Source organism: Streptomyces sp. PL-25, from assembly GCF_058344915.1.
Window position 1 is genome coordinate 1,458,199 of the sequence record NZ_CP136997.1, and the last position, 23,118, is coordinate 1,481,316.

Here is a 23,118-nt window from a genome sequence, read left to right on the forward strand (position 1 = left end):
CTGGGCCGGGAAGGAGCGGTGGTTCCCGGTCCGCGCGCCGAACGGCGAGTGACACGGCAGCCTACGCGAGTCCCCCGCCCCGGAGCGTGGCCGATCTCTCACACTTCAGACGGAACGCGTGTGGTGTACGCCACTCCCTCGTACGGGTGGACCGCCCGGCCACCGGACGGTTCTCGGCCACGGTCGATAATCGGGCCCGTGACCGATCTCGCGACACGCCGGGCGACGGCCCGCACCGGGGCTCTGCGCCGCGCCGCCCCCGCGCTCTGCGGCTACGCGGCCGTGCGCGCCCTGGGCCTGCTGGTGCTGGCCCTCTGGAGCGCGGCGCGCGGCAAGAGCGCGTACACGCTGCTGACCGCCCGCTGGGACTCCCTCTGGTACGCGCGGGTGGCCGGCGGCGGTTACGGCTACGAGGTGCGCCTGCCCAATGGCGACGTCCACGCGGACCTGGCGTTCTTCCCGCTGCTGCCCTGGCTGGAGCGGCTGGGCGCCGCGGTGGGCCCGCTGTCGTACGCCGACGCGGGGTTCGCGGTCAGCCTGCTCGCCTCGCTCGCGGCGGCCTGGGGCATCTTCGCGGTGGTCGACCACGTGTACGACCGCAGGGCGGGGATCTGCGCGGTGCTGCTGTGGGCGGTGCTGCCGGTCGGGATCGTGCAGTCGATGGCGTACAGCGAGTCGCTGTTCACGGCGCTCGCCGCCTGGGCGCTGTACTGCGTGCTGACCGGCCGCTGGGTGGGCGCGGGCGCCCTGGCGCTGCTGGCCGGGCTGACCCGGCCGGTCGGGCTCGCGGTGGCCGCCGCCGTGTGGACGGCGGCCGTCCTCTCGCTGCTGCGCGAGCGGCGCGCGGCGGCACCGCTCACGCCCGCGCCCGGTCCCGGTCCCGGTCCCGGCCGGCGCGTCCTCGGCATGCTGCTCGCCCCGCTGGGGGCGGCCGGCTACGTGCTGTGGGTCGGCCACCGCACCGGCGGCGGCCCGCTCGGCTATCTCGACGTCCAGGCGGGCTGGCGCAACGGCTTCGACGGCGGGTACGCCTTCGCGCGCTTCGTCGGCGAGAAGTTCGCCGCGTTCCCCTCGGCGCTCGCCGGGGCCGGGCTGATCGTCGCAGTGGCGCTGGTGGTGTGGCTGTACGTCACCGGGGTGCGGCAGGGGCAGCCGCCCGCGCTGCTGGTGTACTCCGGGATCGTCACCGCGCTCGCCCTGTGCGCGTCGAGCTACTTCGGCTCCAAGCCGCGGCTGCTGCTGCCCGCCTTCCCGCTGCTGCTGCCGCTCGCCCTGGCCCTCGCCCGGCTGCGCGCCTCCCGTGCGGCGCTGCTGACCGGCGGCATCGCGCTGGCGTCGGCCGTCTACGGCGCGTTCTGGCTGAACGGCTCGGGGCCGCCGTGACCCGGCGCCGCTCCCCCTGCTCCCGTCGCTCCCCCAAGATCATTTTCCGTTCCGGTCCCGTGCTCCGCCCGGCGCCCGCCCTGTACGCGCGGTGAATTCCACCCATGCGTTCGCACGGCGCATTCATAAACACCCCGACGACGGACACCGGAATGATCAAAGGAAATGCATGCCGGACGGCGCGTATTATGATGAAATCCAGGAAAAACAAGCCCCGTTGAGAGCAACCCCACATCACATCGTCATCACAAACCACGTGATTCGTCCGGGGAGCCCACTCACTCGCTGTAACGTCGATTAGGTGCCTACCGAAGGAACCCTCACCCGCCTGGACCGGGTGTTCGCCAGGCTGGACCGTGAGCCACAGCGGTCGGCGCACCTCGACGTGCCGACGATGAGCCGGCACCGGGTCGTGCTCTTCTCGGCGACCCTGGGCTTCTACCTGGCGATCGTCTGGGCCGTGGTGACCACCTCCTGGCTGGTACGCCTGGACTGGCAGGTCATGTTCTTCCGGCCGTACCAGCAGTGGCCGCAGATCCACGCGTTCCTCGACTACTACGTCGTCCTCGGCCAGCGCGGCCCCACCGCCGTGATGGTCGCCTCCTGGCTGGGCTGGCGCTCCTGGCGGCAGCGCACCCTGCGCCCGCTGCTCACCCTCGCCACCTCGCTGCTGCTGCTGAACATCACGGTCGGCGCCGCGAAATACGGCATGGGGCGTCTCGGACCGCACTACGCGACCGTCATCGGCTCCAACGAGATGGGCCTCGGCGGCGATATATTTCCCAGCGGCCACACCGCGAACGCCGTGCTGACCTGGGGAATCCTCGCCTATCTGGCCTCCACCCCGACCGCGCGCCGCTGGCTGTCGGCGCTCTCCGCGGTGACCTCGCTCGGCGTCGGCCTCACCACCGTCTACCTGGGCACGCACTGGCTCAGCGATGTGGTGCTCGGCTGGGCCGCCGGTCTGCTGATCCTGCTCGCGCTGCCCTGGTGCGAGCCGATGATCGCCCGCACCGAGACCCGCGTCCTCGATCTGCGCGACCGCTGGCGCACCCGCTCCGGCCTGCGCGCCCCGGTTCCCGGACCGGTCCTCCCGGTGGGCACGCCGGTGGTGCACAAGCCGCGCGTCCCGGCCGCGGAGGAGGCCCCGGCGGCCCACGGGGCCCTCGGCGCCGGACGCGCCTCCCGGACACCCGTCCACCTCGTCCCGGGCCCGCACACCGCCCGCGCGGAGCACGCACCCGTCACCCCGTCCGGCAGCCGCAGGCCGCCGCAGCCCGAGCGCGCCCCGCGCGGCACTACCTCGGCGGCCCGCCCCTGACCCGCGGTGCGCACCCGCCCGGGTGCGCACCGCCGCGGGTGGCGCGTCCTCAGCCCTTCCAGGCGCGGGCCACCTTTCCGTCGCCGACCTCGAAGTTCAGCCGGCCGACCCGGTACTCCATGGTGATGACCGCGCCCGGCGGCAGCGAACGGACCGTGGACCAGCCCCGCTCCCGCGCGAGCCGTTCGGCCTGTCCCGCCTCCAGGCCGACATACCGTTCGGGACTGTCCTGGGGCTCCGCAGGCGGAGTGGGAATCGGTGCCATGCCCCCACGCTAGGCGTCCCCCGGAGGGCAGGGAAGTCCACCGCGCTCCCGGTGGCCGCATCCGTACGCGTGCGCCCGGCCTGTCACGTTTACGTCACAAGATCACCACAACGCGTGGCGCCGCACTCCGCCACTCCCGCCACCGCCCGCATCCCCCTTGCGCGGGCATGCGAACGCAATTCCCGGGAGCCCGGAAACCGCGCGGAATTCCCGCCGGAAAGCAGCCGGGAAAGCGCGGGAAACGAATACCTGAGCGCACCCGGAAGGCCATTCCGCTTCCCCTTCACCCCTCCTTCCGAGCAGCCCGGCAAGAGAGGCCCGCACAGGAATTCCACGGCCCCCCGACAGCCTTCCGGATCCGCCCATGGAGCGGACGGCACCGCTCCGCACCGCCCGGTCCGCGACCCCGCACCCTCCCCCTTCATCAACAGTGCGTGAGGAACCATAAACCCTGCGTGACCACGGGTGGAGGCGGACGGATTCCGTGCGCCGCAGGGCGTGACTCCCCCCGCGGATCGTCCGTTGTCTTCTGCATGAGCCGGGGGCCCTCCCGGTTCAGGGCCGGGAGCCACCCGGCCCCGCCACGCACCGCATCCCGAGGAGCCACCCGTGCCGCGCATGCTCGACGTCAGCGACGCCGTACGCGCCGAGATCGGCGACGAAGAAGCCGACCGGCTGCTCGCCGGAGAGAACGCCCCGGGCAGTTACGACTGCACGTCCTGCCGCACCCCCGGCGACTCCGCGCAGGAGCGCACCAGCACCGTTCTGTTCGTCGGGGACGAGACCGCCGTCCTCGCCTTCGCCCACTCCACCTGCCTGCCCTCCCAGGTCGTCCAGGTCACCGAGGAGCAGCTGCGGGGCGCGGTCCGCTCCATCAACGCGGACACGGGCGCCCCGGCCGCCGGCGTGCCCGCGCAGGGGACGCCCCCGCAGAGCCCCGAGCGGACCGCGCCGCAGCAGGCCGCGCCGGAACAGGCCGTCCTCGGAGTGACCAGCGGGCTCGTCCTGGTCGCGGGCGAACTGCACCCCGCGCTGGTGGTCGAGCCGACCGGCCCCATCGTCCGGCCGGGCTCCAACGGCCCCGACGACGAATTCCTGACCCTGCTCACCGAGCAGGGCTACGTCCCGATGGCCGACCTCGCCTCCGTGCCGCCCGTGCTGCACGGCTGGTCGGTCCTGCTCGCCATGGGCCAGCTGCACGCCGTCCTCCAGCCGGGCACGGAGGGCGGCAGGCCCGCCGCCTGGTGGCAGGCGCACCAGCCGCTCCAGGTCACCGACGGCTGGCGGGCCGCGGCCAACAAGCACCAGCAGGTCCTGATGTTCGCGGCGCCGGTCGGGGCCATCGGCCGCCAGCCCCGCGAGGACCTGCTGCGCAACGCCCTGGACAAGGCGGCGGCGCAGGGCAGGCTGGTCGCGGCGACGCTGCCGCTCGCCGGGACCTGAGCCGCATCTCTTCCGGTTCGGGGTCGTTTGGACATACGTGCACGCATATGAGGTTCCCCGCCGCCAGTCCTACCATCCGAACCGGTCCACGCAGCCGTCCCATGATCAGCACGGCTACTCGGCCACGCCGATCTACGACGCGCTCTACGCCGAGTACGTCAAGTCCTACCGGACGCTGCCGGGCGACCGCAGCGGCGAGGAGGACCTGGGCTTCGTCGCGTTCGGCAACCTGCCGCGCGGCCTCGGCCCGAACACGTACATCGCCTACAGCGCGGGCGCGTACAGCACCCGGCACGGCACGGGACGGCAGCAGACGCAGTGGCAGCGCGTCGGGACGCTGGGGCGGCAGGAGGCCGGGCCCGGGATGCACCACGTCCCGGCGGCGCTGCCGCCCGCCCCGCGCCGCGGCGACTGAGCCCGCCGCCGGGCGTACGGGGACACAAGAGGGCGGCCCCTGAGCCAGGGGTCGCCCTCTTGTGGTCCGGCTTGCGGTCCTCAGGAAGGACCTCAGGTCACTTCTTCTTCGCGCCGCGCTTCTCGCGCACCCGCACCGAGATGTGGATCGGGGTGCCCTCGAAGCCGAACTCCTCGCGCAGCCGGCGCTCGATGAAGCGCCGGTAGCCGGCCTCGATGAAGCCGGAGGCGAAGAGCACGAACCGCGGCGGCTTGGTGCCCGCCTGGGTGCCGAACAGGATGCGCGGCTGCTTGCCGCCCCGGATCGGGTGCGGGTGGGCGGAGACCAGCTCGCCGAGGAAGGCGTTCAGCCGGCCGGTGGGCACCCGGGTCTCCCAGCCGGCCAGCGCCGTCTCGATCGCCGGGACCAGCTTCTCCATGTGCCGTCCGGTGCGGGCCGAGACGTTCACACGCGGGGCCCAGGCGATCTGGCCCAGCTCGGTCTCGATCTCCCGCTCCAGGTAGTAGCGGCGCTCCTCGTCGAGGGTGTCCCACTTGTTGAAGGCGAGGACCAGGGCGCGGCCCGCCTCCACGGCCATGGTGACGATGCGCTGGTCCTGCACCGAGATGGACTCGGAGGCGTCGATCAGGATGACGGCGACCTCGGCCTTCTCGACCGCGGCGGCGGTGCGCAGGGACGCGTAGTAGTCGGCGCCCTGCTGGAGGTGGACGCGCTTGCGGATGCCCGCGGTGTCGACGAACTTCCAGGTGACACCGCCCAGTTCGATCATCTCGTCGACCGGGTCCCGGGTGGTGCCCGCCAGCTCGTTGACGACGACGCGCTCCTCGCCCGCGACCTTGTTCAGCAGCGAGGACTTGCCGACGTTGGGGCGGCCGATCAGGGCGATGCGGCGCGGACCGCCGACGCCGCCGGCGCCGAAGCTCTCGCGCGGCGCCTCGGGCAGCGCCTCCAGGACCTGGTCCAGCATGTCGCCGGTGCCGCGGCCGTGCAGCGCGGAGACCGGGTGCGGCTCGCCGAGTCCGAGGGACCACAGATAGGCGGCGTCGGCCTCGCCGCTGGGACCGTCGACCTTGTTGGCGCACAGCACCACGGGCTTGCCCGCCTTGCGCAGCAGCCGGACGACGGCCTCGTCGGTGTCGGTGGCGCCGACCTTGGCGTCCACCACGAAGACGACCGCGTCGGCGGCCTCGATGGCGTACTCGGCCTGCGCGGCGACGGAGGCGTCGATGCCGAGGACGTCCTGCTCCCAGCCGCCGGTGTCGACGACCTTGAAGCGGCGGCCCGCCCACTCGGCCTCGTAGGTGACCCGGTCGCGGGTGACGCCGGGCTTGTCCTCGACGACCGCCTCGCGGCGGCCGATGATGCGGTTCACCAGGGTCGACTTGCCGACATTGGGGCGGCCGACGACGGCGAGCACGGGCAGCGGGCCGTGTCCGGCGGCCTCGATGGCGCCCTCGACGTCCTCGATGTCGAAGCCCTCTACGGCGGCGAGCTCCATGAACTCCGCGTACTCGGCGTCGCCGAGCGCCCCGTGCTCGTACTCGTGCTCGGCCGAGCCGTCGGGCTGGATGTCGTCGTTCATGAAGTCCGTACCTCGTAGTTCATCGTGGTGATCGGTGGCGGGCGCCACGGTCGGTGGCGCCCGCCACTACTCAAGTGTCACCTAGCGCCCGGTGCGGCGCCTGGCGTTTTCCAGGTGGTCGGCGAGCTGCTTCCGGATGTGCCCGGTGGCCTCGTCCAGTGCCCGCCGGGTGCGTCTGCCGCTGCCGTCGCCCGCTTCGAACGGGTCGCCGAAGACGACGTCGACCCGCGAGCGCAGCGGGGGCAGCCCCCGTATCAACCGGCCCGGCCGCTCGGAGCTTCCCAGCACCGCCACCGGGACGATGGGGGCCCCGCTGCGGACGGCGAAGTAGGCGAGCCCGGCGCGCAGCGCGGCGAAGTCGCCCTCGCCGCGGGTGCCCTCGGGGAAGATGCCGAGGACGCCGCCCTGCTCCAGCACGCCGAGCGCTCGGGTGATCGCGGTGCGGTCGGCGCTGTGCCGGTCCACCGGGAGCTGGCCGATGCCGGTCAGGAAGGAGCCCAGCGGTCCGACGAACGCCTCCTTCTTGATCAGGAAGTGCACCGGCCGCGGTGCCACGCCCATGACCATGGGTCCGTCGACGTTGTGGGAGTGGTTGACGGCGAAGATCAGCGGCCCGGTCGCGGGCACCTTCCAGGCGCCCAGGACCCGGGGGCGCCACAGGCCGTACATCAGCCCGACGCCGATCCGGCGGCCGACGTCCGCGCCGCGCTCGGACGCGGCGCCGGCCGTCTGCTGGGACGGAAGACTCACGCGGCGGCCCGCTTCTCCTCGACGAGCGTGACGACGCACTCGACGACCTGCGCGAGGGTCAGCTCGGTGGTGTCCACCTCGACGGCGTCGTCCGCCTTGGCCAGCGGGGAGGCGGCCCGGCTGGAGTCGGCCGCGTCCCGCTTGACCAGGGCCTCGCGGGTGGCGTGCACGTCGGCGCCCTTCAGCTCGCCGCTGCGGCGGGCGGCGCGGGCCTCCGGCGACGCGGTGAGGAAGATCTTCAGATCGGCGTCGGGCAGCACGGTGGTGCCGATGTCGCGGCCCTCGACGACGATGCCGCGGTCGGCGGCTCCGGCCAGGGTGCGCTGGAGCTCGGTGATCACGGTCCGCACCTCGGGCACGGCGCTGACCGCGCTGACCTTGGAGGTGACCTCCTGGGTGCGGATCGGACCGGACACGTCCACGCCGTCGACGGTGATCGTCGGGTGGGCCGGGTCGGTGCCGGAGACGATCTCCGGCTTGGCGGCCACGGCGGCGATCGCGGTGGGGTCGTCGATGTCGATCCCGTTGGTCACCATCCACCAGGTGATCGCCCGGTACTGGGCGCCGGTGTCCAGGTAGCTCAGGCCGAGCTGCGCGGCCACGGCCTTGGACGTGCTCGACTTGCCCGTGCCGGAGGGGCCGTCGATGGCGACAATCACGGGCTGGGCGGTCCGGGCGGCGCCGTCTTCCACAGCGGGGCACCTTCCTGGTGAAGGGTGGTGGATGGGTGTGCGGGAGCCGGGGCCCCCGGCACAAGGTTACTGGCTGCCCGGGGGCCCTCATGCTGCCGGAGGTGCCCCGCGCTCACTGCCGCAGCGCCCAGCCCCGCTCGCGCAGCGCCGCCGTCAGCACCGGGACGGCCCTCGGCTCCACCATCAGCTGCACCAGACCGGCCTGCCGGCCCGTGGCGTGCTCGATCCGGACGTCCTCGATGTTCACCCCGGCCGTCCCGGCGTCGGCGAAGATCCGGGCCAGCTGGCCGGGCTGGTCGTCGATGAGGACGGCGACGACCTCGTACGCCCGCGGCGCCGACCCGTGCTTGCCGGGCACCCGGACCCGGCCCGCGTTGCCCCGCCGCAGCACCTCGCGGACCCGGGCGCCGCCCTCGTCGCGCTCGGCGACGTCGGCGGACCGGAGCGCGCGCAGCGCCCGCGCCGTCTCGTCCAGGTCGGCGGCGACGTCGGTGAGCAGATCGGCGACCGGGCCCGGGTTCGCCGAGAGGATGTCGATCCACATCTGCGGCTCGGAGGCGGCGATCCGGGTCACGTCCCGGATGCCCTGCCCGCACAGCCGTACGGCCGCCTCCTCGGCGTGCTCCAGGCGCGCGGCGACCGTGCTGGAGACCAGCTGGGGCATGTGGGAGACCAGGGCCACGGCCCGGTCGTGGGCGTCGGCGTCCATGACGACCGGGACCGCGCGGCAGTGCGAGACCAGTTCGAGCGCGAGGTTGAGCACCTCGGTGTCGGTGTCCCGGGTGGGGGTGAGCACCCAGGGGCGGCCCTCGAAGAGGTCGGCGCTCGCGGCCAGCGGTCCGGACTTCTCCCGGCCCGACATGGGGTGGCTGCCGATGTAGCGGGTCAGGTCCAGGTCCAGCGCCTCCAGCTCGCGGCGCGGGCCGCCCTTGACGCTGGCCACGTCCAGGTAGCCGCGGGCCACGCCCCGGCGCATGGCGTCGGCGAGCACCCCGGCGACGTGCGCGGGCGGGGCAGCCACGAGCGCCAGGTCGACGGGTCCCTCGGGCGCCTCGTCCGTGCCGGCGCCGAGCGCGACCGCCGTACGGGCCTGCTCGGGGTCGCGGTCGGCCAGGTGCACCCGCACCCCGCGCCCGACCAGGGCCAGGGCGGCGGAGGTGCCGATCAGACCGGTGCCGATGACGAGTGCGGTCCTCACTGCGCGATGTCCTTGCGCAGGGCGGCCGCCGCGCCGAGGTAGACATGGGTGACCTCGGCGCGCGGCCGGTCGGTCTCGATGTGCGCGAGGACCCGGACCACGCGGGGCATCGCGCCCTCGATGTCCAGCTCCTGCGCGCAGATCAGCGGTACGTCGACGATGCCGAGCCGGCGGGCGGCGACCGCGGGGAAGTCGCTGTGCAGGTCGGGGGTGGCCGTGAACCAGATGCTGATGAGGTCGTCGGCGGTCAGGCCGTTGCGCTCCAGGACGGCGGTGAGCAGCGCCTCGACCTGCTCGCTCATGTGACCGGCGTCGTCCCGTTCCAACTGGACGGCCCCCCGGACCGCTCGTACCGCCACGGCGCTGCTCCTTGCTGACGTGTGCTGACCTGAGTCTCACCTGAGTGCTGCGGGCCCGCCGGTGACGCGGCTCCCGGGCGACCAGCCTAGTTGGGCGGCGGGCGGCCCACGCGCGGCGCCCGCCCGCTGAGACGGCGAACGAATGCACCATTTGCACCAATGAGTTCGCATTTACTTCGACTTGGGAGTCTTCGGTGCGAAGATGCTTGCGCTCCCCTCGGAGCGGCTCTCCCCCCACCTCGGCACCCTCGGAGTGACGGCATGACTCAGGGCACGACCCGGCGCACGGTTCTCGCGACGGGCGCGGCTGCGCTCGCCGCCGGTTGCAGCGACTCGAACTCGGGCGGCGACAGCGCGGCCTCCCCTCAGGCCGCCTCCTCGGCGCCGCGCACCGCTTCCGCGGCACCGACCACGGCGGCCGCCGCCTCCCCCTCGCACAGCGCCGCCGGCGCGGAGCTGACCCGCACCGACGACATCCCGGTCGGCGGCGGCAAGATCTTCAAGGAGCAGCGCGTCGTCGTCACCCAGCCGGAGAAGGGGCAGTTCAAGGCCTTCTCCGCGGTCTGCACCCACCAGGGCTGCACCGTCGCCTCGGTGGAGAACGGCACCATCGCCTGCCCCTGCCACGGCAGCATGTTCCACGCCGCCGACGGCTCGGTGGCGCACGGCCCGGCCTCCCGGCCGCTGGCCGCCAAGGAGATCCAGGTGGAGGGAAATTCCATCCGCCTGGTGTGAGGGTCCGCGTATGCTCCCGGGCATGCAGCCCGAGGACCTGGTTCGCGACCACACGATCTACGCCTGTGTCATGGGCTCGCGGGCATTCGGGCTGGCGACGGAGGACAGCGACACGGACCGCCGTGGCGTCTTCGTCGCCCCCGCCCCGCTCTTCTGGCGCTTCGAGAAGCCGCCCGCCCACGCCGAGGGGCCGCTGCCGGAGCAGTTCAGCTGGGAACTGGAGCGCTTCTGCGAACTGGCGCTGCGCGGCAATCCGAACATCCTGGAGTGCCTGCACTCCCCGCTCGTGGAGTACGCCGACGACACCGGCCGTGAACTGCTCGCCCTGCGCGAGGCGTTCCTCTCCCGCCGGGTGCACGCCTCCTTCACCGGCTACGCGCTCGCCCAGCGCCGCAGGCTGGAGGCCGGTGTCCGGGCGCACGGCGCCCCGCGCTGGAAGCACGCCATGCATCTGCTGCGCCTGCTGACGAGCGCCCGCGACCTGCTGCGCACCGGCCGCCTGGACATCGGCACCGGCGACGCCCGGACCCGGCTGCTGGCCGTGCGCGGCGGCGAGGTCCCCTGGTCCGAGGTGGAGTCCTGGATGACCCGGCTGGCCGCCGAGACCGAACAGGCCGCGGCGCGCACCCCGCTGCCCGAGGAACCCGATCTGCGCCGCGTGGAGGACTTCCTGTACCGCGTCCGCCGCGCCTCGGCGCTCGGCGCCCCCGCCCGGCCCGTCTGAGCCCGCGGGGGGGCCGCTCAGACGTCCCAGAGGGCCCCCAGCGCCAGCAGTTCGTCCCGGTACTCGATGCGGTCGGTCCAGGCCGCGGGCCAGGCGCCGGGGCCCAGGTGCGCGCCCGCGAAGGCGCCCGCCAGGCAGGCCAGGGAGTCGGAGTCGCCGCGGGTGCAGGCGGCGCGGCGCAGGGCGGTGACGGGCTCGTCGGGGAAGAGCAGGAAGCACAGCAGGCCGGTCGCCAGGGCCTCCTCGGCGATCCAGCCGTCGCCGGTGGCCTCGCACGGATCGTCCTCTGCGGACACCGTCGCCACGGCCTCGGCCAGCCGGTCCAGCACCTCAAGGCACTCGTCCCAGCCGCGGGCGATGAACCGCTCGGGCGCCGCGTCCCCGGCGCGCGTCCACAGGTCGCCCAGCCACAGGTGGTGGTAGCGGGTCCGGTTCTCCTCGGCGTACGAGCGCAGCAGCGCGACCAGGTCCGCCGGGGCGGTGCCGTGCGCGAGGAGGCGTACGGCGTGCGCGGTGAGGTCGGAGGCGGCCAGCGCCGTCGGATGGCCGTGGGTGAGCGCGGCCTGCAACTGCGCGGCGCCCGCCCGCCGGGCGTCGTCCAGGTCGGGAACCAGCCCGAGCGGCGCCACCCGCATGTTGGCCCCGCACCCCTTGGACTCGACCTGGCTCGCCCGCTGCCAGGGCCGGTCCGGGTCGCCGAGCAGACCGCAGGCGACCATGCAGGTGCGGCCGGGCGCCCGGTTGTTGTCCGGGGAGCGCGACCAGTCCACGAACTCCTCCCACCGGCCGCTCCAGCCGCCGCGGAGCCGGCGGCCCCCGCTCCATGGCCGTGCGCAGCCCCCGGCCGGGCGCCGGCGTCATCTGGGTGTCGTCGGCCGCGCGCGGCGAGGCGGTGGCACCACGAGGGCGCCACCGCCCGTCGGCGTACGGACCCCGCCCAGACCCTAGAGGTCGACCTCCTGCATCAGCATGCCGACCTCGGTGTTGGACAGGCGGCGCAGCCAGCCGGACTTCTGGTCGCCGAGGGTGATCGGACCGAAGGCGGTGCGCACGAGCTTGTCGACCGGGAAACCCGCCTCGGCGAGCATGCGGCGCACGATGTGCTTGCGGCCCTCGTGCAGGGTGACCTCGACGAGGTAGTTCTTGCCGGTCTGCTCGACGACCCGGAAGTGGTCCGCGCGCGCGTAGCCGTCCTCCAGCTGGATGCCGTCCTTCAGGCGCTTGCCGAGGTCGCGCGGGATCGGGCCGACGATGTGCGCCAGATAGGTCTTGCGCACGCCGTACTTGGGGTGGGTGAGGCGGTGCGCCAGCTCGCCGTGGTTGGTGAGCAGGATGACACCCTCGGTCTCGGTGTCGAGCCGGCCCACGTGGAACAGCCGCGTCTCGCGGTTGGTGACGTAGTCGCCCAGGCACTGCCGGCCCTCGGGGTCCTCCATGGTGGAGACGACGCCCGCGGGCTTGTTCAGCGAGAAGAACTGGTACGACTGCGTCGCGACGGTCAGGCCGTCGACCTTGACCTCGTCCTTCTCCGGGTCGACCCGGCGGCCCTGCTCCAGGACGATCTCGCCGTTGATCTCGACGCGGGCCTGCTCGATCAGCTCCTCGCAGGCGCGCCGCGAACCGTACCCCGCGCGCGCGAGCACCTTCTGGAGCCGCTCGCCCTCCTGCTCGGCGCCCGGGAAGGTCTTGGGCAGCTTGATGTCCTTCTTGCCCGCGTACCGGTCGCGGTTGCGCTCCTCCGTACGCGTCTCGTACTCGCGCGAGCGCGCCGGGGCCGTACGCCCGCCCTGGCCCTCGGGCCTGCGGGGGCCGCCCTTGGCGCCGCCGCGGGCCGCTCCGCCGCGCCCCGACTTCGGGCCGTCCTTGGTGGCGCCGGGGCCCACGTCGTAGCGGCGCTCCTCGGGGCGGGGCTTGCCGGGGCGTCCCTGCCCCTGCTTCTGGTCCCTGTTGTTGCCGGCACCGCGGTGGTTACCGCGCCCGCCGCTCTTGCCGCTGCCGCTGCTTCGCATCAAAGTTCCGTCGTCGTCGTGTGAGTCATGTGCGTCCCGTGACCCTCGTCCGGGTCCGGGGCGTCCGGGTCGAACGACGGTACGGCCTCCTGGGTCTCGGCCTCGATCGCCTCCGCCTCCGGGAGGAAGGGCGCGAGCTCCGGGAGCTCGTCCAGACCGCGCAGGCCCATCCGCTCCAGGAAGTAGTTCGTCGTCCTGTACAGGATCGCACCTGTTTCGGGTTCCGTGCCCGCCTCCTGGACCAGTCCGCGCTGGAGCAGGGTGCGCATGACCCCGTCGCAGTTCACTCCGCGCACGGCGGAGACCCTGCTGCGGCTGACCGGCTGGCGGTAGGCGACCACCGCCAGCGTCTCCAGCGCGGCCTGGGTGAGCCGGGCCTGCTGGCCGTCCAGGACGAAGCCCTCGACGGCCGCCGCGTACTCGGGGCGGGTGTAGAAGCGCCAGCCGCCGGCGATCAGCCGCAGCTCGAAGCCGCGCCCCTGCGCGGTGTACTCGTCGGCCAGCTCGCGCAGCGCGTCCGCGATCTGCCGCCGGGGCCGCTGGAGCGTCCTGGCCAGCAGTTCCTCGGTCGCGGGTTCGTCCACGACCATGAGCACGGCCTCCAGGGCGGGCTTGAGATCGAGTGCGGCGACGGGCCGCAGGCCGACGGGAAGTCCCTCGGTCCCGGTCTCCTCGCTCAGGGCTTCCGCGCTCATGGCTTTCGTTCCTCCTCGGGCTTCTCGGGCGGCCGGTCGAACTCGTCGGTCACCCGCGTGTGCGCGTCCTCGTCGCCGCCCGTCCAGCGCACCAGCAGGTCGCCGAGGGCCGTCTCCTGGTCGAGGGCGACGGCCCTCTCCCGGTACAGCTCCAGCAGCGCCAGGAAGCGGGCGACGACCGTGAGCGTGTCGTCGGTGTCCGCGACCAGGTCCTGGAAGCGGGCCTCGCCCGTCTCCCGCAGCCGCTCGACCACGATCCGGGCCTGCTCCTGCACGCTGACCAGCGGCGCGTGGATGTGGTCCACGTACACCTGGGGTCTGGGCCGGGGCTGCATCGCCTTGACGGCCAGCCGGGCGAACCCCTCGGGGCCGATGCTGATGGCGACCTCGGGAAGCAGCTCGGCGTGGTGCGGTTCCAGTCCGACGGTACGGGGATGGCGGCGGCCCTCGGCGGTGAGCCGGGCGTCGAAGATGTCGGCGATCCGCTTGTACGCGCGGTACTGGAGCAGCCGGGCGAACAGCAGGTCCCGGGCCTCCAGGAGCGCGAGGTCGGCCTCGTCCTCCACCTCGGCGGCGGGCAGCAGCCGGGCCGCCTTCAGATCGAGCAGGGTGGCGGCCACCACCAGGAACTCGGTCGTCCGGTCGAGGTCCCAGTCCGGACCCATGGCCCGGATGTGCGCCATGAACTCGTCGGTGACCTTCGACAGCGCGACCTCGGTGACGTCCAGCTTGTGCTTGGCGATCAACTGGAGCAGCAGATCGAAGGGCCCCTCGAAGTTGGCCAGCCGCACGGTGAAGACCCCGTCACCGCCCTCGCCGCGATTCCCGTCCCCGGCGGGGACCGCGGACGCCGCACCCTCCCCTCCCGGCTCGGGCGCGACGGGCGGGACCGCCGCGACCGCCGCGAACGGCTCGGCCGGCGCTCCGGCCACCACGGGCCCCTCGGGCGCCTCCGGCGCGGTGGCCGGTGCCGACGCGGGTTCCGCGTCCCGCCGGGGCGGGGCCGGCGGGGCAGGCTGTACGGCCGCCGGAGCCGGGGGGCGCGGAGCCGGGGGGCGCGGGGCCGGGCCCGTTTCGTGCGGCTCGGGCGCGGTGGGTGCCGGGGCCGCGCCGGGTCCCCTGCCCAGGGCGCGCCTGCGCGCGGCGGCGGGGCCCGGGTCCGGGGGAGGTACGTCGTTCGAGGTCATGGCCTCCGCAGGCTACCGCTACCGTCCGCGCAGCCGGCGTACGAGAATGCTCGCGTCCCCGCGGGACTCCAGGTCGGCCAGGACCACGGCGACCGCCTCGCGGACGATCCGGCCGCGGTCGACGGCCAGGCCGTGCTCGCCCCGCAGCACCAGCCGCGCGTGCTCCAGGTCCATCAGTTCCTCGGCGGAGACGTAGACGGTGATCTTCTCGTCGTGGCGTTCGCGTCCGCTGGGGCGGCGGTTGGCCGAGCGTCCGCGCTTGCGGGGGGCCGCAGCGGCGCCGTCCTGGCCCGGCTGGGTCTGGCGCCGGCCGGAGCGCTCCGCCCCGGCGCCCGCGGCACCGCGGCTGCGGGACTCGCCCGCGTCGGCCGCCTCGGTGTCGGCCGCGACGTGCTCGGCGCCCTCGCCGTCACCGCCCTGCGCGGGCACCGAGTGCGGCGCGTCCTCGGCCGGGGCGGCGGCGTCGCTCTCGCCCGCCGGGGCCGGCACCCTGGCCTCGCCGCCCGGCTGGCGTCGGGGAGTGGACGCCTGGAGCGCGGTCCCCCCTGTCGTACGGAACAGTTCGTCGGCCCCCGGCAGACTCACTCGGCGTGACACCGGGCGAGCACCTCCCTGGCGAGCTGGCGGTAGGCGGCGGCACCGACGGAGTTGGAGGCGTACGTGGTGATCGGCTCACCGGCGACCGTGGTCTCCGGGAAGCGGACCGTGCGCCCGATGACCGTGTGGTAGACGTGGTCGTCGAACGCCTCGACGACGCGGGCGAGCACCTCACGGCTGTGCACGGTGCGCGAGTCGTACATCGTGGCGAGGATGCCGTCCAGCTCCAGGTCGGGGTTGAGGCGCTCCTGGACCTTCTCGATCGTCTCGGTCAGCAGCGCGACACCGCGCAGCGCAAAGAACTCGCACTCCAGCGGCACGATCACCTTGTGCGCGGCCGTGAGAGCGTTGACGGTGAGCAAACCGAGCGAGGGCTGGCAGTCGATGACGATGTAGTCGTAGTCGTCCATCAGCGGCTTGAGCGCACGCTGGAGCGTGGACTCGCGCGCGACCTCGGAGACCAGCTGCACCTCGGCGGCCGACAGGTCGATGTTGCTGGGCAGCAGGTCCATGTTGGGGACCGCCGTCTTCAGCAGGACCTCGTCCGCGGACATGCCCCGCTCCATGAGCAGGTTGTAGACGGTGAGGTCCAGCTCCATGGGGTTGACGCCGAGACCCACCGACAGCGCGCCCTGCGGGTCGAAGTCCACGAGCAGCACCCGGCGTCCGTACTCCGCGAGCGCGGCACCCAGGTTGATGGTCGACGTGGTCTTGCCGACGCCGCCCTTCTGGTTGCACATCGCGATGATCTTCGCGGGTCCGTGGTCGGTCAGCGGCCCGGGGATCGGGAAGTACGGCAGCGGGCGTCCGGTCGGGCCGACGCGCTCACGGCGCTGTCGGGCCGCGTCGGGCGCGAGCGTGGCCGCGTACTCGGGATCGGGTTCGTACTCGGCGTCGGGGTCGTAGAAGTGCCCCTCGGGCAGTTCGTCGTAGTCGGCGAAGTGGTTGTGGGGCGCGCCACTTCCGTCGCCGGCCATGGCGTTCACGTGATGGCCATCCATGCTCTGGTGTCCTGGCTGGGTCACCTGCGGGAACCGGTGACCCTGGTGGGCTGCGAAGGTGCGCACAGCGACGGAGCCGACAGCCTCGAGCCCCGCAGGGCTCTGGCCCCGCACAGGCATTCCTGGTTGACCACCCCCGGGAGAAAATGTCGACTCATTCACAAGTCGTCTTACCTCCTTGGTGACCAGGAAATTTCTAGACAGGTCAGCGTGGCACCATGCCGACGGTTGGCGACTCTATGGCGTGTCGGGCGTCCGCAGCAACACAATCCGCCGGACCCGGCTCGATGTGTCGGCAATGAAACATCCCTCTGTCAAGGGCGTACGACCGTCGCACAGCAGGTTTCACCGGTGCGTGAATCGGTCGAATGGTTGCGTTCGAGGCGAGTTGGCCGTGTGCGGCGAAGTGACCATACACACATCCGGCCGGACCTTGCGGGCAAGGTCCGGCCGGGCGCGTGTCGTTGACGACACGAGTTGACGTATCGCCTTTTTCCGTCGGGTGACTTGGTCGACTCCTCGACGCGTGCGGGTCAGACGAGCAGCGACGCCAGCTCGACGTGGTCCAGGCCGTGCGCCTCGGCGACCTCCCGGTAGACGACCTTGCCGTCATGGGTGTTGAGGCCCTTGGCGAGCGCGGCGTCCCGGCGCAGCGCCTCGACCCAGCCGTTGTTGGCGAGCGAGACGATGTACGGCAGCGTGGCGTTGGTCAGCGCGTAGGTGGAGGTGTTGGGCACCGCGCCGGGCATGTTGGCGACGCAGTAGAACACCGACTCGTGGACCTTGAAGGCCGGCTCGGCGTGCGTGGTCGGGTGCGAGTCCTCGAAGCAGCCGCCCTGGTCGATCGCGATGTCGACAAGGACACTGCCGGCCTTCATCCGGGAGACCAGCTCGTTGGTGACCAGCTTGGGGGCCTTGGCGCCCGGGATGAGCACGGCGCCGACCACGAGGTCGGCCTCCAGGCACGCCTTCTCCAGCTCGAAGGTGTTGGAGACGACGGTCTGGATCTTCGTGCCGAAGATCTTGTCGGCTTCCTTGAGCTTGTTGATGTCCTTGTCGAGCAGGGTCACGTGGAAGCCCAGGCCGATGGCGATCTGCGCGGCGTTCCAGCCGGAGACGCCGCCGCCGATGATGACGGCCTTGCCCGCGGGCACGCCCGGGACGCCGCCCGGCAGGACACCGCGGCCGCCGGCCGCGCGCATCAGGTGGTAGGCGCCGACCTGCGGGGCGAGGCGGCCGGCGACCTCGGACATCGGGGCGAGCAGCGGCAGGGCGCGGTTGGGCAGCTCGACGGTCTCGTAGGCGATCGCCGTGGTGCCGGACTCCAGGAGGGCGTCCGTGCACTCCTTGGAGGCGGCCAGGTGCAGGTAGGTGAAGAGGATCTGGTCCTTGCGCAGGCGGTGGTACTCCTCCGCGATGGGCTCCTTGACCTTGAGCAGCAGGTCGGCGGCGGCCCAGACCTCGTCGGCGGTCTCCAGGATCTCGGCACCGGCCGCGGTGTACTCCTCGTCAGGGATCGCGGAGCCGGTGCCCGCGTTCCGCTCGACGACGACCTGGTGTCCGTTGCGCACCAGCTCGTGCACGCCGGCCGGGGTGATGGCCACCCGGAACTCGTTGTTCTTGACCTCGCGGGGGATGCCGACCTTCACGTCGATCACGGTCCTTGACTCAGGGAATGTGGGGCAATTAAGACGTACCCCGGCACGCACGGGCATACCAGGAGACACCGCAGGGGAACGAGCGGCAGAGCCAGTTTAATGAAGGCGTTCCCGCTGTCTAGCCTTTCATTGCATCAATCTTCAGTGGATGTGCTGCGGATTTCGCAGGCATCCTGGCCCTCTTCCCGTGATGTGTGCTCCGGAAGGGCACCGGTTTCGGCCACCGGAGCCCGGCCGGCCGGCTCCGCCGGGTCCGCGAGCATGCGCTCGGCGGCCCCCCGGTGCAGCCGAGCCGCCGCCGGGTCGCCGAGCCGTTCCAGGGTGTCGGCGAGCCGCAGCTGGAGCGCGGCCTGGAGCCGTACGTCCTCGGCGCGGCGGGCCCACTCGACCGCCTCCTGGCAGGTGCGCAGGCACTCCTCGGGCCGGCCCGCGTACTCCTGGACCCGGGCCAGTTCGCTCAACGCCCGCGCGTGCGCGGGGACATCGCCCCTCCTGCGGTGCGCGGCGACGGCGGCCCGCCAGTTGCGCAGCGCCTCGCCGTAGTGGCCCGCGTAGGTGTGGGCGGCGGCGATCCGGCCGTAGAGCCGGGCGGCGTCCTCGTGCTCGCCGCGCGCCAGCCGCTGGGCCAGGGCCCGGCCGAACCAGTCGGCCGCCCGGTCGTGGTCGCCCAGCTCCTGATGGGCGGCGCCCACGGATTCCATCGCGCGGCCGGTCGCGTACGGGTCGTTCGCCACGCGTCCGGCGTCCAGCGCGGCGCGGTAGCGGGTCAGCGCCTTCGCGGTCCGGCCGGTGCGGGCGTCCAGATCGGCGAGGTTCAGCAGCGCGGCGGCCTGCTCCCGGGGCAGGCCCTGCCGCTCGGCGACGTCGAGGACCAGCCGGTGGATGCCGTACAGGTCGCCCGCCGCCGCCTGGGTGCCGAGGTGGGCGACCATGGCGCGGACCAGCTGGGCCATCAGTCGGCGGGCCAGGGTGTCCAGCTCCCCGTCGGCGACCGCGAGCCGGGCGGCGGCCAGCAGGGCGGGCCTGCGGACCCGCAGCCACTCCTCGGCGGCCCGCGGGTCGGCGAAGCGCAGGCCGGGGGGCAGGCTCTTCAGCTTCTCGCGGGTCTCGGGGCTGTCGGTCTCGGTGACCGCCCGGCAGGACTGGAGCAGCCGCACGGTGCGCTCCAGCGTCCGGGCGCGGGCGAGCTGGAGCTCGGCGGGGCGCTCCTCGCGCCCGGCCAGCTCCAGCAGCAGCGGGTGCAGGCAGCCGGGCACCTCGTAGCGGGGCAGCGGCGCGGGCAGGGCGCGCAGCAGGCCGAGGGCGGCGAAGCGGTCGAGCAGCCCGCGGGCGCCCTCCAGGGAGGTGCCGGCCAGCGCGGAGGCGGTGTGCGGGTCGACGTCGCCGGCCGGGGCGAGGGCGAGCAGGCGCAGCATCCGGGCGGCGGAGCGGGGCAGCTCCGCGTGGACCAGGCGCAGGACGCGGGCGAGCGCGGTGCCCTCGCCGGTGTCGGCGTGCAGCCGTTTGGCCAGGTCGGAGACGGTCTCCTCGGGATGCGCGGCGAGCCGTCCCGCGGCCAGGGTGAGCGCGGCGGGCTGGCCCTCGCAGATCTCGACGAGGCGTTCGGCGGCGAGCGGGTCGACGGTGATGCGCACCGGGTCGATGTGCTGGGTGAGCAGGTCGAGCGCGGACTTGGTGTCGAGCCCGCCCAGGGTGCAGGGCCGGACGTCGGCGATGCCGGTGAGCGGACCCCGGGAGACGGCGACGAGCAGGCAGTCGGCGTTGTCCGGCAGCAGCGCGTCGACCTGTTCGGCACCGGCCGCGTCGTCCAGCAGGAGCAGCGCGCGGCGCTCGGCGAGGGCGGCGCGCAGGGCGTCGGTGAGGTCGTCCTCGGCGGCGCCGGGCGGCACGGGCAGGCCGAGCGCGGTGAGCAGTTCGCCGGCGGCCCGGCCGACCGGCACGGGGGTGCCGTCGGGCTCGGTGAGCCGGGCCCGCAGCACACCGTCGGGGTAACGGTCGGCGACCTGGCGCACCAGTTCGCCGGCGAGCGCGGTGCGGCCGGATCCGGGCCGGCCGGCGATGAGCAGGACCCGGGCGCGGGGTGCCTTGCGGCCGGAGATGGTGTCGAGTCCGGCGCGTTCGATGTCCGCGCGCAGTCCCTTCAACTCCCGCGTGCGGCCGAGGAAGTGACGATCCATCACTGTGGGCGACCGGTTGTCGCGGGCCGGTTTCACGCCGCCTGCGTCCACCGCCTGATCCGTCACGGGCCACACTCCCGTCCCACCGCACGCGCATACCCGCCGGGACTCCGGTACGGGCGTTTGAAGAGCCTAGTTCACGCTCTGCGACGTTCCGGGACGAGCACGGCGGGCAGGTCGCCCGATCGGATCAGCCGATGGTCACACCGGCCTCGGCGCGAGGCCGGGGCCCGCTCAGGACTCGAACGGACGGGCCGGCCACGGTGCGAGCGCCGGGCGCAGCGCGTCCAGGCCCTCGCCCTGCCGGGCCGCGACGAGCGCGAGCACGCCCACGACGAGGCAGTTGTTGTGCAGCTCCCCCGCGAGCACCCCGCGCACCAGGTCGCCGACCGGCACCCGGTCCAGCTCCATGTCCGTCTCCTCGTGCTCCGCGGCGAAGCGCTCGCCCTCGGCCTCGGACAGCTCACGGGCGAGGAAGATCCGTACGGCCTCGTCGCAGCCGCCGGGGGTGGTGTACACGTCGGTCAGCACCCGCCAGTCCTCCGCCTTGACGTGCGCCTCCTCGTACAGCTCGCGCTGGGCGGCGTGCAGCGGGTTCTCGCCGGGCACGTCGAGCAGACCGGCCGGGATCTCCCACAGCCGCTGCCGCACCGGGTGGCGGTACTGCCGGATGACCAGCACCCGGTCCTGCCCGTCCAGCGCCAGGACGGCCACCGAGCCGGGGTGGACCTGGTAGTCGCGGGCGGACACGGAGCCGTCGGGCATGACCACCTCGTCGGTCCGCATCGAGGTCTTGGCCCCGGTGAACGGCGTCCGGCTGCCCCGGACCTCCCACTCCTCGGGGGTGTCCTTGATCGTCATGCCCTGCCCTCCGCACGTGTCGGTACCTACGCAACCGGGGTGCCCGCTCCGCGCGCGGGCACCCCGGCCACCGTACAACCGGCGGACTACTCGGCGATCTTCCGCTCGACGGCGGCCTTCACCAGCCCGGCGAAGAGCGGGTGCGGCCGGGTCGGGCGGGAGCGCAGCTCCGGGTGGGCCTGGGTGGCGACCAGGTAGGGGTGCACCTCGCGCGGGTACTCCACGTACTCGACGAGCTTGCCGTCCGGGGAGGTGCCGGAGAAGACGATGCCCGCCTTCTTCTCCAGCTCGGCGCGGTAGGCGTTGTTCACCTCGTAGCGGTGGCGGTGGCGCTCCTCGACGTACTCCTTGCCGTCGTAGACCTCGCGCACGAGGGAGCCCTCGGCCAGCTTGGCCGGGTACATGCCCAGCCGCATGGTGCCGCCCATGTCGCCCTCACCGGCGACGATGTCCATCTGCTCGGCCATGGTGGAGATCACCGGGTGCGCGGTGGCCGGGTCGAACTCGGTGGAGTTGGCGTCCGAGATGCCGGCCAGGCCGCGGGCCGCCTCGATCACGATGCACTGCAGGCCCAGGCAGAGGCCCAGCAGCGGGATCTTGTTCTCGCGGGCGTAGCGGATCGCGCCGACCTTGCCGAGCACACCGCGGTCGCCGAAGCCGCCCGGGATGCAGATGCCGTCGACGTCGGAGAGCTGCGCCCTGGCGTCCGCTGGCGTCCTGCAGTCGTCGGAGGTGACCCACTTGATCTTCACGCGGGCCTTGTTGGCGAAGCCGCCCGCGCGCAGCGCCTCGGTCACCGACAGATAGGCGTCGGGCAGGTCGATGTACTTGCCGACCAGGGCGAGGGTGATCTCGTGGTCGGGGTTGTGGACGCGGTCGAGCAGGTCGTCCCAGGTCGTCCAGTCCACGTCGCGGAAGGGCAGGTCGAGCTTGCGGACCACGTAGGCGTCCAGGCCCTCGGCGTGCACGACCTTCGGGATGTCGTAGATCGAACGGGCGTCGGGGCAGGCGACCACGGCGTCCTCGTCGACGTCGCACATCAGGGAGATCTTGCGCTTGATCGCGGTGGGGACCTCGCGGTCGCAGCGCAGCACGATGGCGTCCGGCTGGATACCGATGTTGCGCAGCGCGGCGACCGAGTGCTGGGTCGGCTTGGTCTTCAGCTCGCCGGAGGGGCCGATGTAGGGCAGCAGCGAGATGTGCACCACGAAGACGTTGTCCCGGCCGACCTCGTGGCGGACCTGGCGGACGGTCTCCAGGAACGGCAGCGACTCGATGTCGCCGACGGTGCCGCCGACCTCGGTGATGACGACGTCCACCTCGTCGGTCGCCATCCGCCGGATGCGGTGCTTGATCTCGTTGGTGATGTGCGGGATGACCTGCACGGTGTCACCCAGGTACTCGCCGCGCCGCTCCTTGGCGATGACCGTGGAGTACACCTGTCCTGTAGTGACGTTGGCGGTGCCGTCCAGGTCTCGGTCGAGGAAGCGCTCGTAGTGTCCGATGTCCAGGTCGGTCTCGGCGCCGTCGTTGGTGACGAAGACCTCACCGTGCTGGAAGGGGTTCATCGTGCCCGGGTCGACGTTCAGGTACGGGTCGAGCTTCTGCATCACGACGCGCAGGCCCCGTGCCTTCAGGAGCATGCCGAGGCTGGAGGCGGTGAGGCCCTTTCCGAGCGAGGAGGCGACACCCCCGGTGACGAAGATGTGCTTGGTCGTCGTTGATTTGGGCGGCATGGCCAAGAGGGGGCTCCCGTGGTCGCGGATTGTCGTGCGGTACGGCGGTCCGGCCCGGGGGACCCGGGTTGTCCGGCTGGGGTGCCGTCGCTGCGGTTCGGGGGTTTCGAGCCCACCGGTCCACGGGCTACCAGGGTATCAGCGCCTGAGGGGGATGGCTTCCGGCCACGCTCCGCGCACGCGCCGGAACGCAGAAGGGACGGTCACGGGTCTCTCACCCTTGGCTCACCCGTTCGGCGCATGCGGGTTGTCCCGAGCGGCACACAGATCATCTACGTGCGTCGTATCCTGCTCGGACACTCGCTGCCGAGCCCGGCCGGCAACACGGCA

At 73.0% G+C, this 23,118-nt stretch carries 21 protein-coding genes and 1 pseudogene; 6 read left to right on the forward strand and 16 right to left on the reverse strand.

What is annotated here, in order from left to right; genetic code table 11:
* Window positions 1–198 precede the first annotated feature (198 nt).
* Entirely contained in the window at window positions 199–1,383 is a 1,185-nt protein-coding gene (locus R4Z62_RS06465) for a hypothetical protein (protein ID WP_385500893.1), read from the forward strand.
* Between the two features lie 301 nt (window positions 1,384–1,684).
* Window positions 1,685–2,704 (forward strand): phosphatase PAP2 family protein, encoded by a 1,020-nt coding sequence (locus tag R4Z62_RS06470; RefSeq protein WP_491519319.1) that lies wholly within the window; start codon window positions 1,685–1,687, stop codon window positions 2,702–2,704.
* Window positions 2,705–2,753: 49 nt separating this feature from the next.
* Here the strand turns inward: R4Z62_RS06470 and R4Z62_RS06475 are convergent, their stop codons facing one another.
* A complete protein-coding gene (locus tag R4Z62_RS06475; RefSeq protein ID WP_355485619.1) occupies window positions 2,754–2,969 on the reverse strand; it encodes an I78 family peptidase inhibitor in 216 nt (71 codons plus the stop codon).
* A gap of 609 nt (window positions 2,970–3,578) precedes the next feature.
* Here R4Z62_RS06475 and R4Z62_RS06480 point away from each other — a divergent pair.
* Together R4Z62_RS06480 and R4Z62_RS06485 are read left to right on the forward strand one after the other, a co-directional pair.
* Window positions 3,579–4,412 (forward strand): DUF8842 C-terminal domain-containing protein, encoded by an 834-nt coding sequence (locus R4Z62_RS06480; RefSeq protein ID WP_064532042.1) that lies wholly within the window; start codon window positions 3,579–3,581, stop codon window positions 4,410–4,412.
* A 37-nt stretch (window positions 4,413–4,449) separates the two neighbouring features.
* Window positions 4,450–4,827: a hypothetical protein gene (locus tag R4Z62_RS06485; protein ID WP_018570452.1), complete on the forward strand. Its 378-nt coding sequence runs from the start codon at window positions 4,450–4,452 to the stop codon at window positions 4,825–4,827.
* Window positions 4,828–4,924: 97 nt separating this feature from the next.
* On the opposite strand, the gene der is transcribed toward R4Z62_RS06485, so the two are convergent.
* From der to aroH, 5 genes are all read right to left on the reverse strand, one after another.
* Window positions 4,925–6,409: a ribosome biogenesis GTPase Der gene (der, locus tag R4Z62_RS06490; RefSeq protein WP_064532044.1), complete on the reverse strand. Its 1,485-nt coding sequence runs from the start codon at window positions 6,407–6,409 to the stop codon at window positions 4,925–4,927.
* A gap of 81 nt (window positions 6,410–6,490) precedes the next feature.
* A complete protein-coding gene (locus R4Z62_RS06495) occupies window positions 6,491–7,078 on the reverse strand; it encodes a lysophospholipid acyltransferase family protein (protein ID WP_064537281.1) in 588 nt (195 codons plus the stop codon).
* Between the two features lie 77 nt (window positions 7,079–7,155).
* A complete protein-coding gene (cmk, locus tag R4Z62_RS06500) occupies window positions 7,156–7,851 on the reverse strand; it encodes a (d)CMP kinase (protein WP_385500887.1) in 696 nt (231 codons plus the stop codon).
* Between the two features lie 112 nt (window positions 7,852–7,963).
* Window positions 7,964–9,049: a prephenate dehydrogenase gene (locus R4Z62_RS06505; protein ID WP_382849199.1), complete on the reverse strand. Its 1,086-nt coding sequence runs from the start codon at window positions 9,047–9,049 to the stop codon at window positions 7,964–7,966.
* A complete protein-coding gene (gene aroH / locus R4Z62_RS06510) occupies window positions 9,046–9,408 on the reverse strand; it encodes a chorismate mutase (RefSeq protein ID WP_064532050.1) in 363 nt (120 codons plus the stop codon). The genes R4Z62_RS06505 and aroH overlap by 4 nt, the downstream gene beginning before the upstream one ends.
* Before the next feature lie 261 nt (window positions 9,409–9,669).
* Between aroH and R4Z62_RS06515 the strand changes: the two genes are divergently transcribed.
* Complete coding sequence (locus tag R4Z62_RS06515) at window positions 9,670–10,143, forward strand: Rieske (2Fe-2S) protein (protein WP_064532052.1); 474 nt, start codon at window positions 9,670–9,672, stop codon at window positions 10,141–10,143.
* Window positions 10,144–10,165: 22 nt separating this feature from the next.
* Window positions 10,166–10,867: a nucleotidyltransferase domain-containing protein gene (locus R4Z62_RS06520; protein WP_037896714.1), complete on the forward strand. Its 702-nt coding sequence runs from the start codon at window positions 10,166–10,168 to the stop codon at window positions 10,865–10,867.
* A gap of 17 nt (window positions 10,868–10,884) precedes the next feature.
* Here the strand turns inward: R4Z62_RS06520 and R4Z62_RS06525 are convergent.
* The 10 genes and pseudogenes from R4Z62_RS06525 to pyrG all read right to left on the reverse strand — a co-directional run.
* Window positions 10,885–11,743: pseudogene (locus R4Z62_RS06525) on the reverse strand (ADP-ribosylglycohydrolase family protein); the annotation flags it as partial.
* Window positions 11,744–11,811: 68 nt separating this feature from the next.
* Window positions 11,812–12,876 carry a pseudouridine synthase gene (locus R4Z62_RS06530; RefSeq protein WP_491519320.1) on the reverse strand — a complete coding sequence of 355 codons (1,065 nt, stop codon included), beginning with the start codon at window positions 12,874–12,876 and terminating at the stop codon, window positions 11,812–11,814.
* On the reverse strand, window positions 12,876–13,571 hold the full coding sequence (gene scpB, locus R4Z62_RS06535) for an SMC-Scp complex subunit ScpB (protein ID WP_443069701.1): 696 nt from the start codon (window positions 13,569–13,571) through the stop codon (window positions 12,876–12,878). The genes R4Z62_RS06530 and scpB overlap by 1 nt, the downstream gene beginning before the upstream one ends.
* A complete protein-coding gene (locus R4Z62_RS06540) occupies window positions 13,568–14,758 on the reverse strand; it encodes a segregation and condensation protein A (RefSeq protein WP_491519321.1) in 1,191 nt (396 codons plus the stop codon). The genes scpB and R4Z62_RS06540 overlap by 4 nt, the downstream gene beginning before the upstream one ends.
* 18 nt (window positions 14,759–14,776) lie before the next feature.
* On the reverse strand, window positions 14,777–15,355 hold the full coding sequence (locus tag R4Z62_RS06545; protein ID WP_491519322.1) for a hypothetical protein: 579 nt from the start codon (window positions 15,353–15,355) through the stop codon (window positions 14,777–14,779).
* Window positions 15,340–16,476: a ParA family protein gene (locus tag R4Z62_RS06550; RefSeq protein ID WP_079158855.1), complete on the reverse strand. Its 1,137-nt coding sequence runs from the start codon at window positions 16,474–16,476 to the stop codon at window positions 15,340–15,342. The genes R4Z62_RS06545 and R4Z62_RS06550 overlap by 16 nt, the downstream gene beginning before the upstream one ends.
* A 413-nt stretch (window positions 16,477–16,889) precedes the next feature.
* Window positions 16,890–18,014, reverse strand: a complete 1,125-nt coding sequence (gene ald, locus R4Z62_RS06555) for an alanine dehydrogenase (protein WP_385500872.1) — start codon at window positions 18,012–18,014, stop codon at window positions 16,890–16,892.
* A gap of 134 nt (window positions 18,015–18,148) precedes the next feature.
* The gene (locus R4Z62_RS06560) at window positions 18,149–20,257 is read right to left on the reverse strand and encodes a tetratricopeptide repeat protein (RefSeq protein WP_064532064.1); all 2,109 of its coding nucleotides are present in this window, start codon (window positions 20,255–20,257) and stop codon (window positions 18,149–18,151) included.
* Window positions 20,258–20,425: 168 nt separating this feature from the next.
* Window positions 20,426–21,052, reverse strand: coding sequence for an NUDIX domain-containing protein (locus R4Z62_RS06565; RefSeq protein ID WP_064532066.1), 627 nt, complete (start codon window positions 21,050–21,052; stop codon window positions 20,426–20,428).
* An 86-nt stretch (window positions 21,053–21,138) separates the two neighbouring features.
* Window positions 21,139–22,788: a CTP synthase gene (gene pyrG / locus R4Z62_RS06570; RefSeq protein ID WP_064532067.1), complete on the reverse strand. Its 1,650-nt coding sequence runs from the start codon at window positions 22,786–22,788 to the stop codon at window positions 21,139–21,141.
* Between the last annotated feature and the right edge of the window lie 330 nt (window positions 22,789–23,118).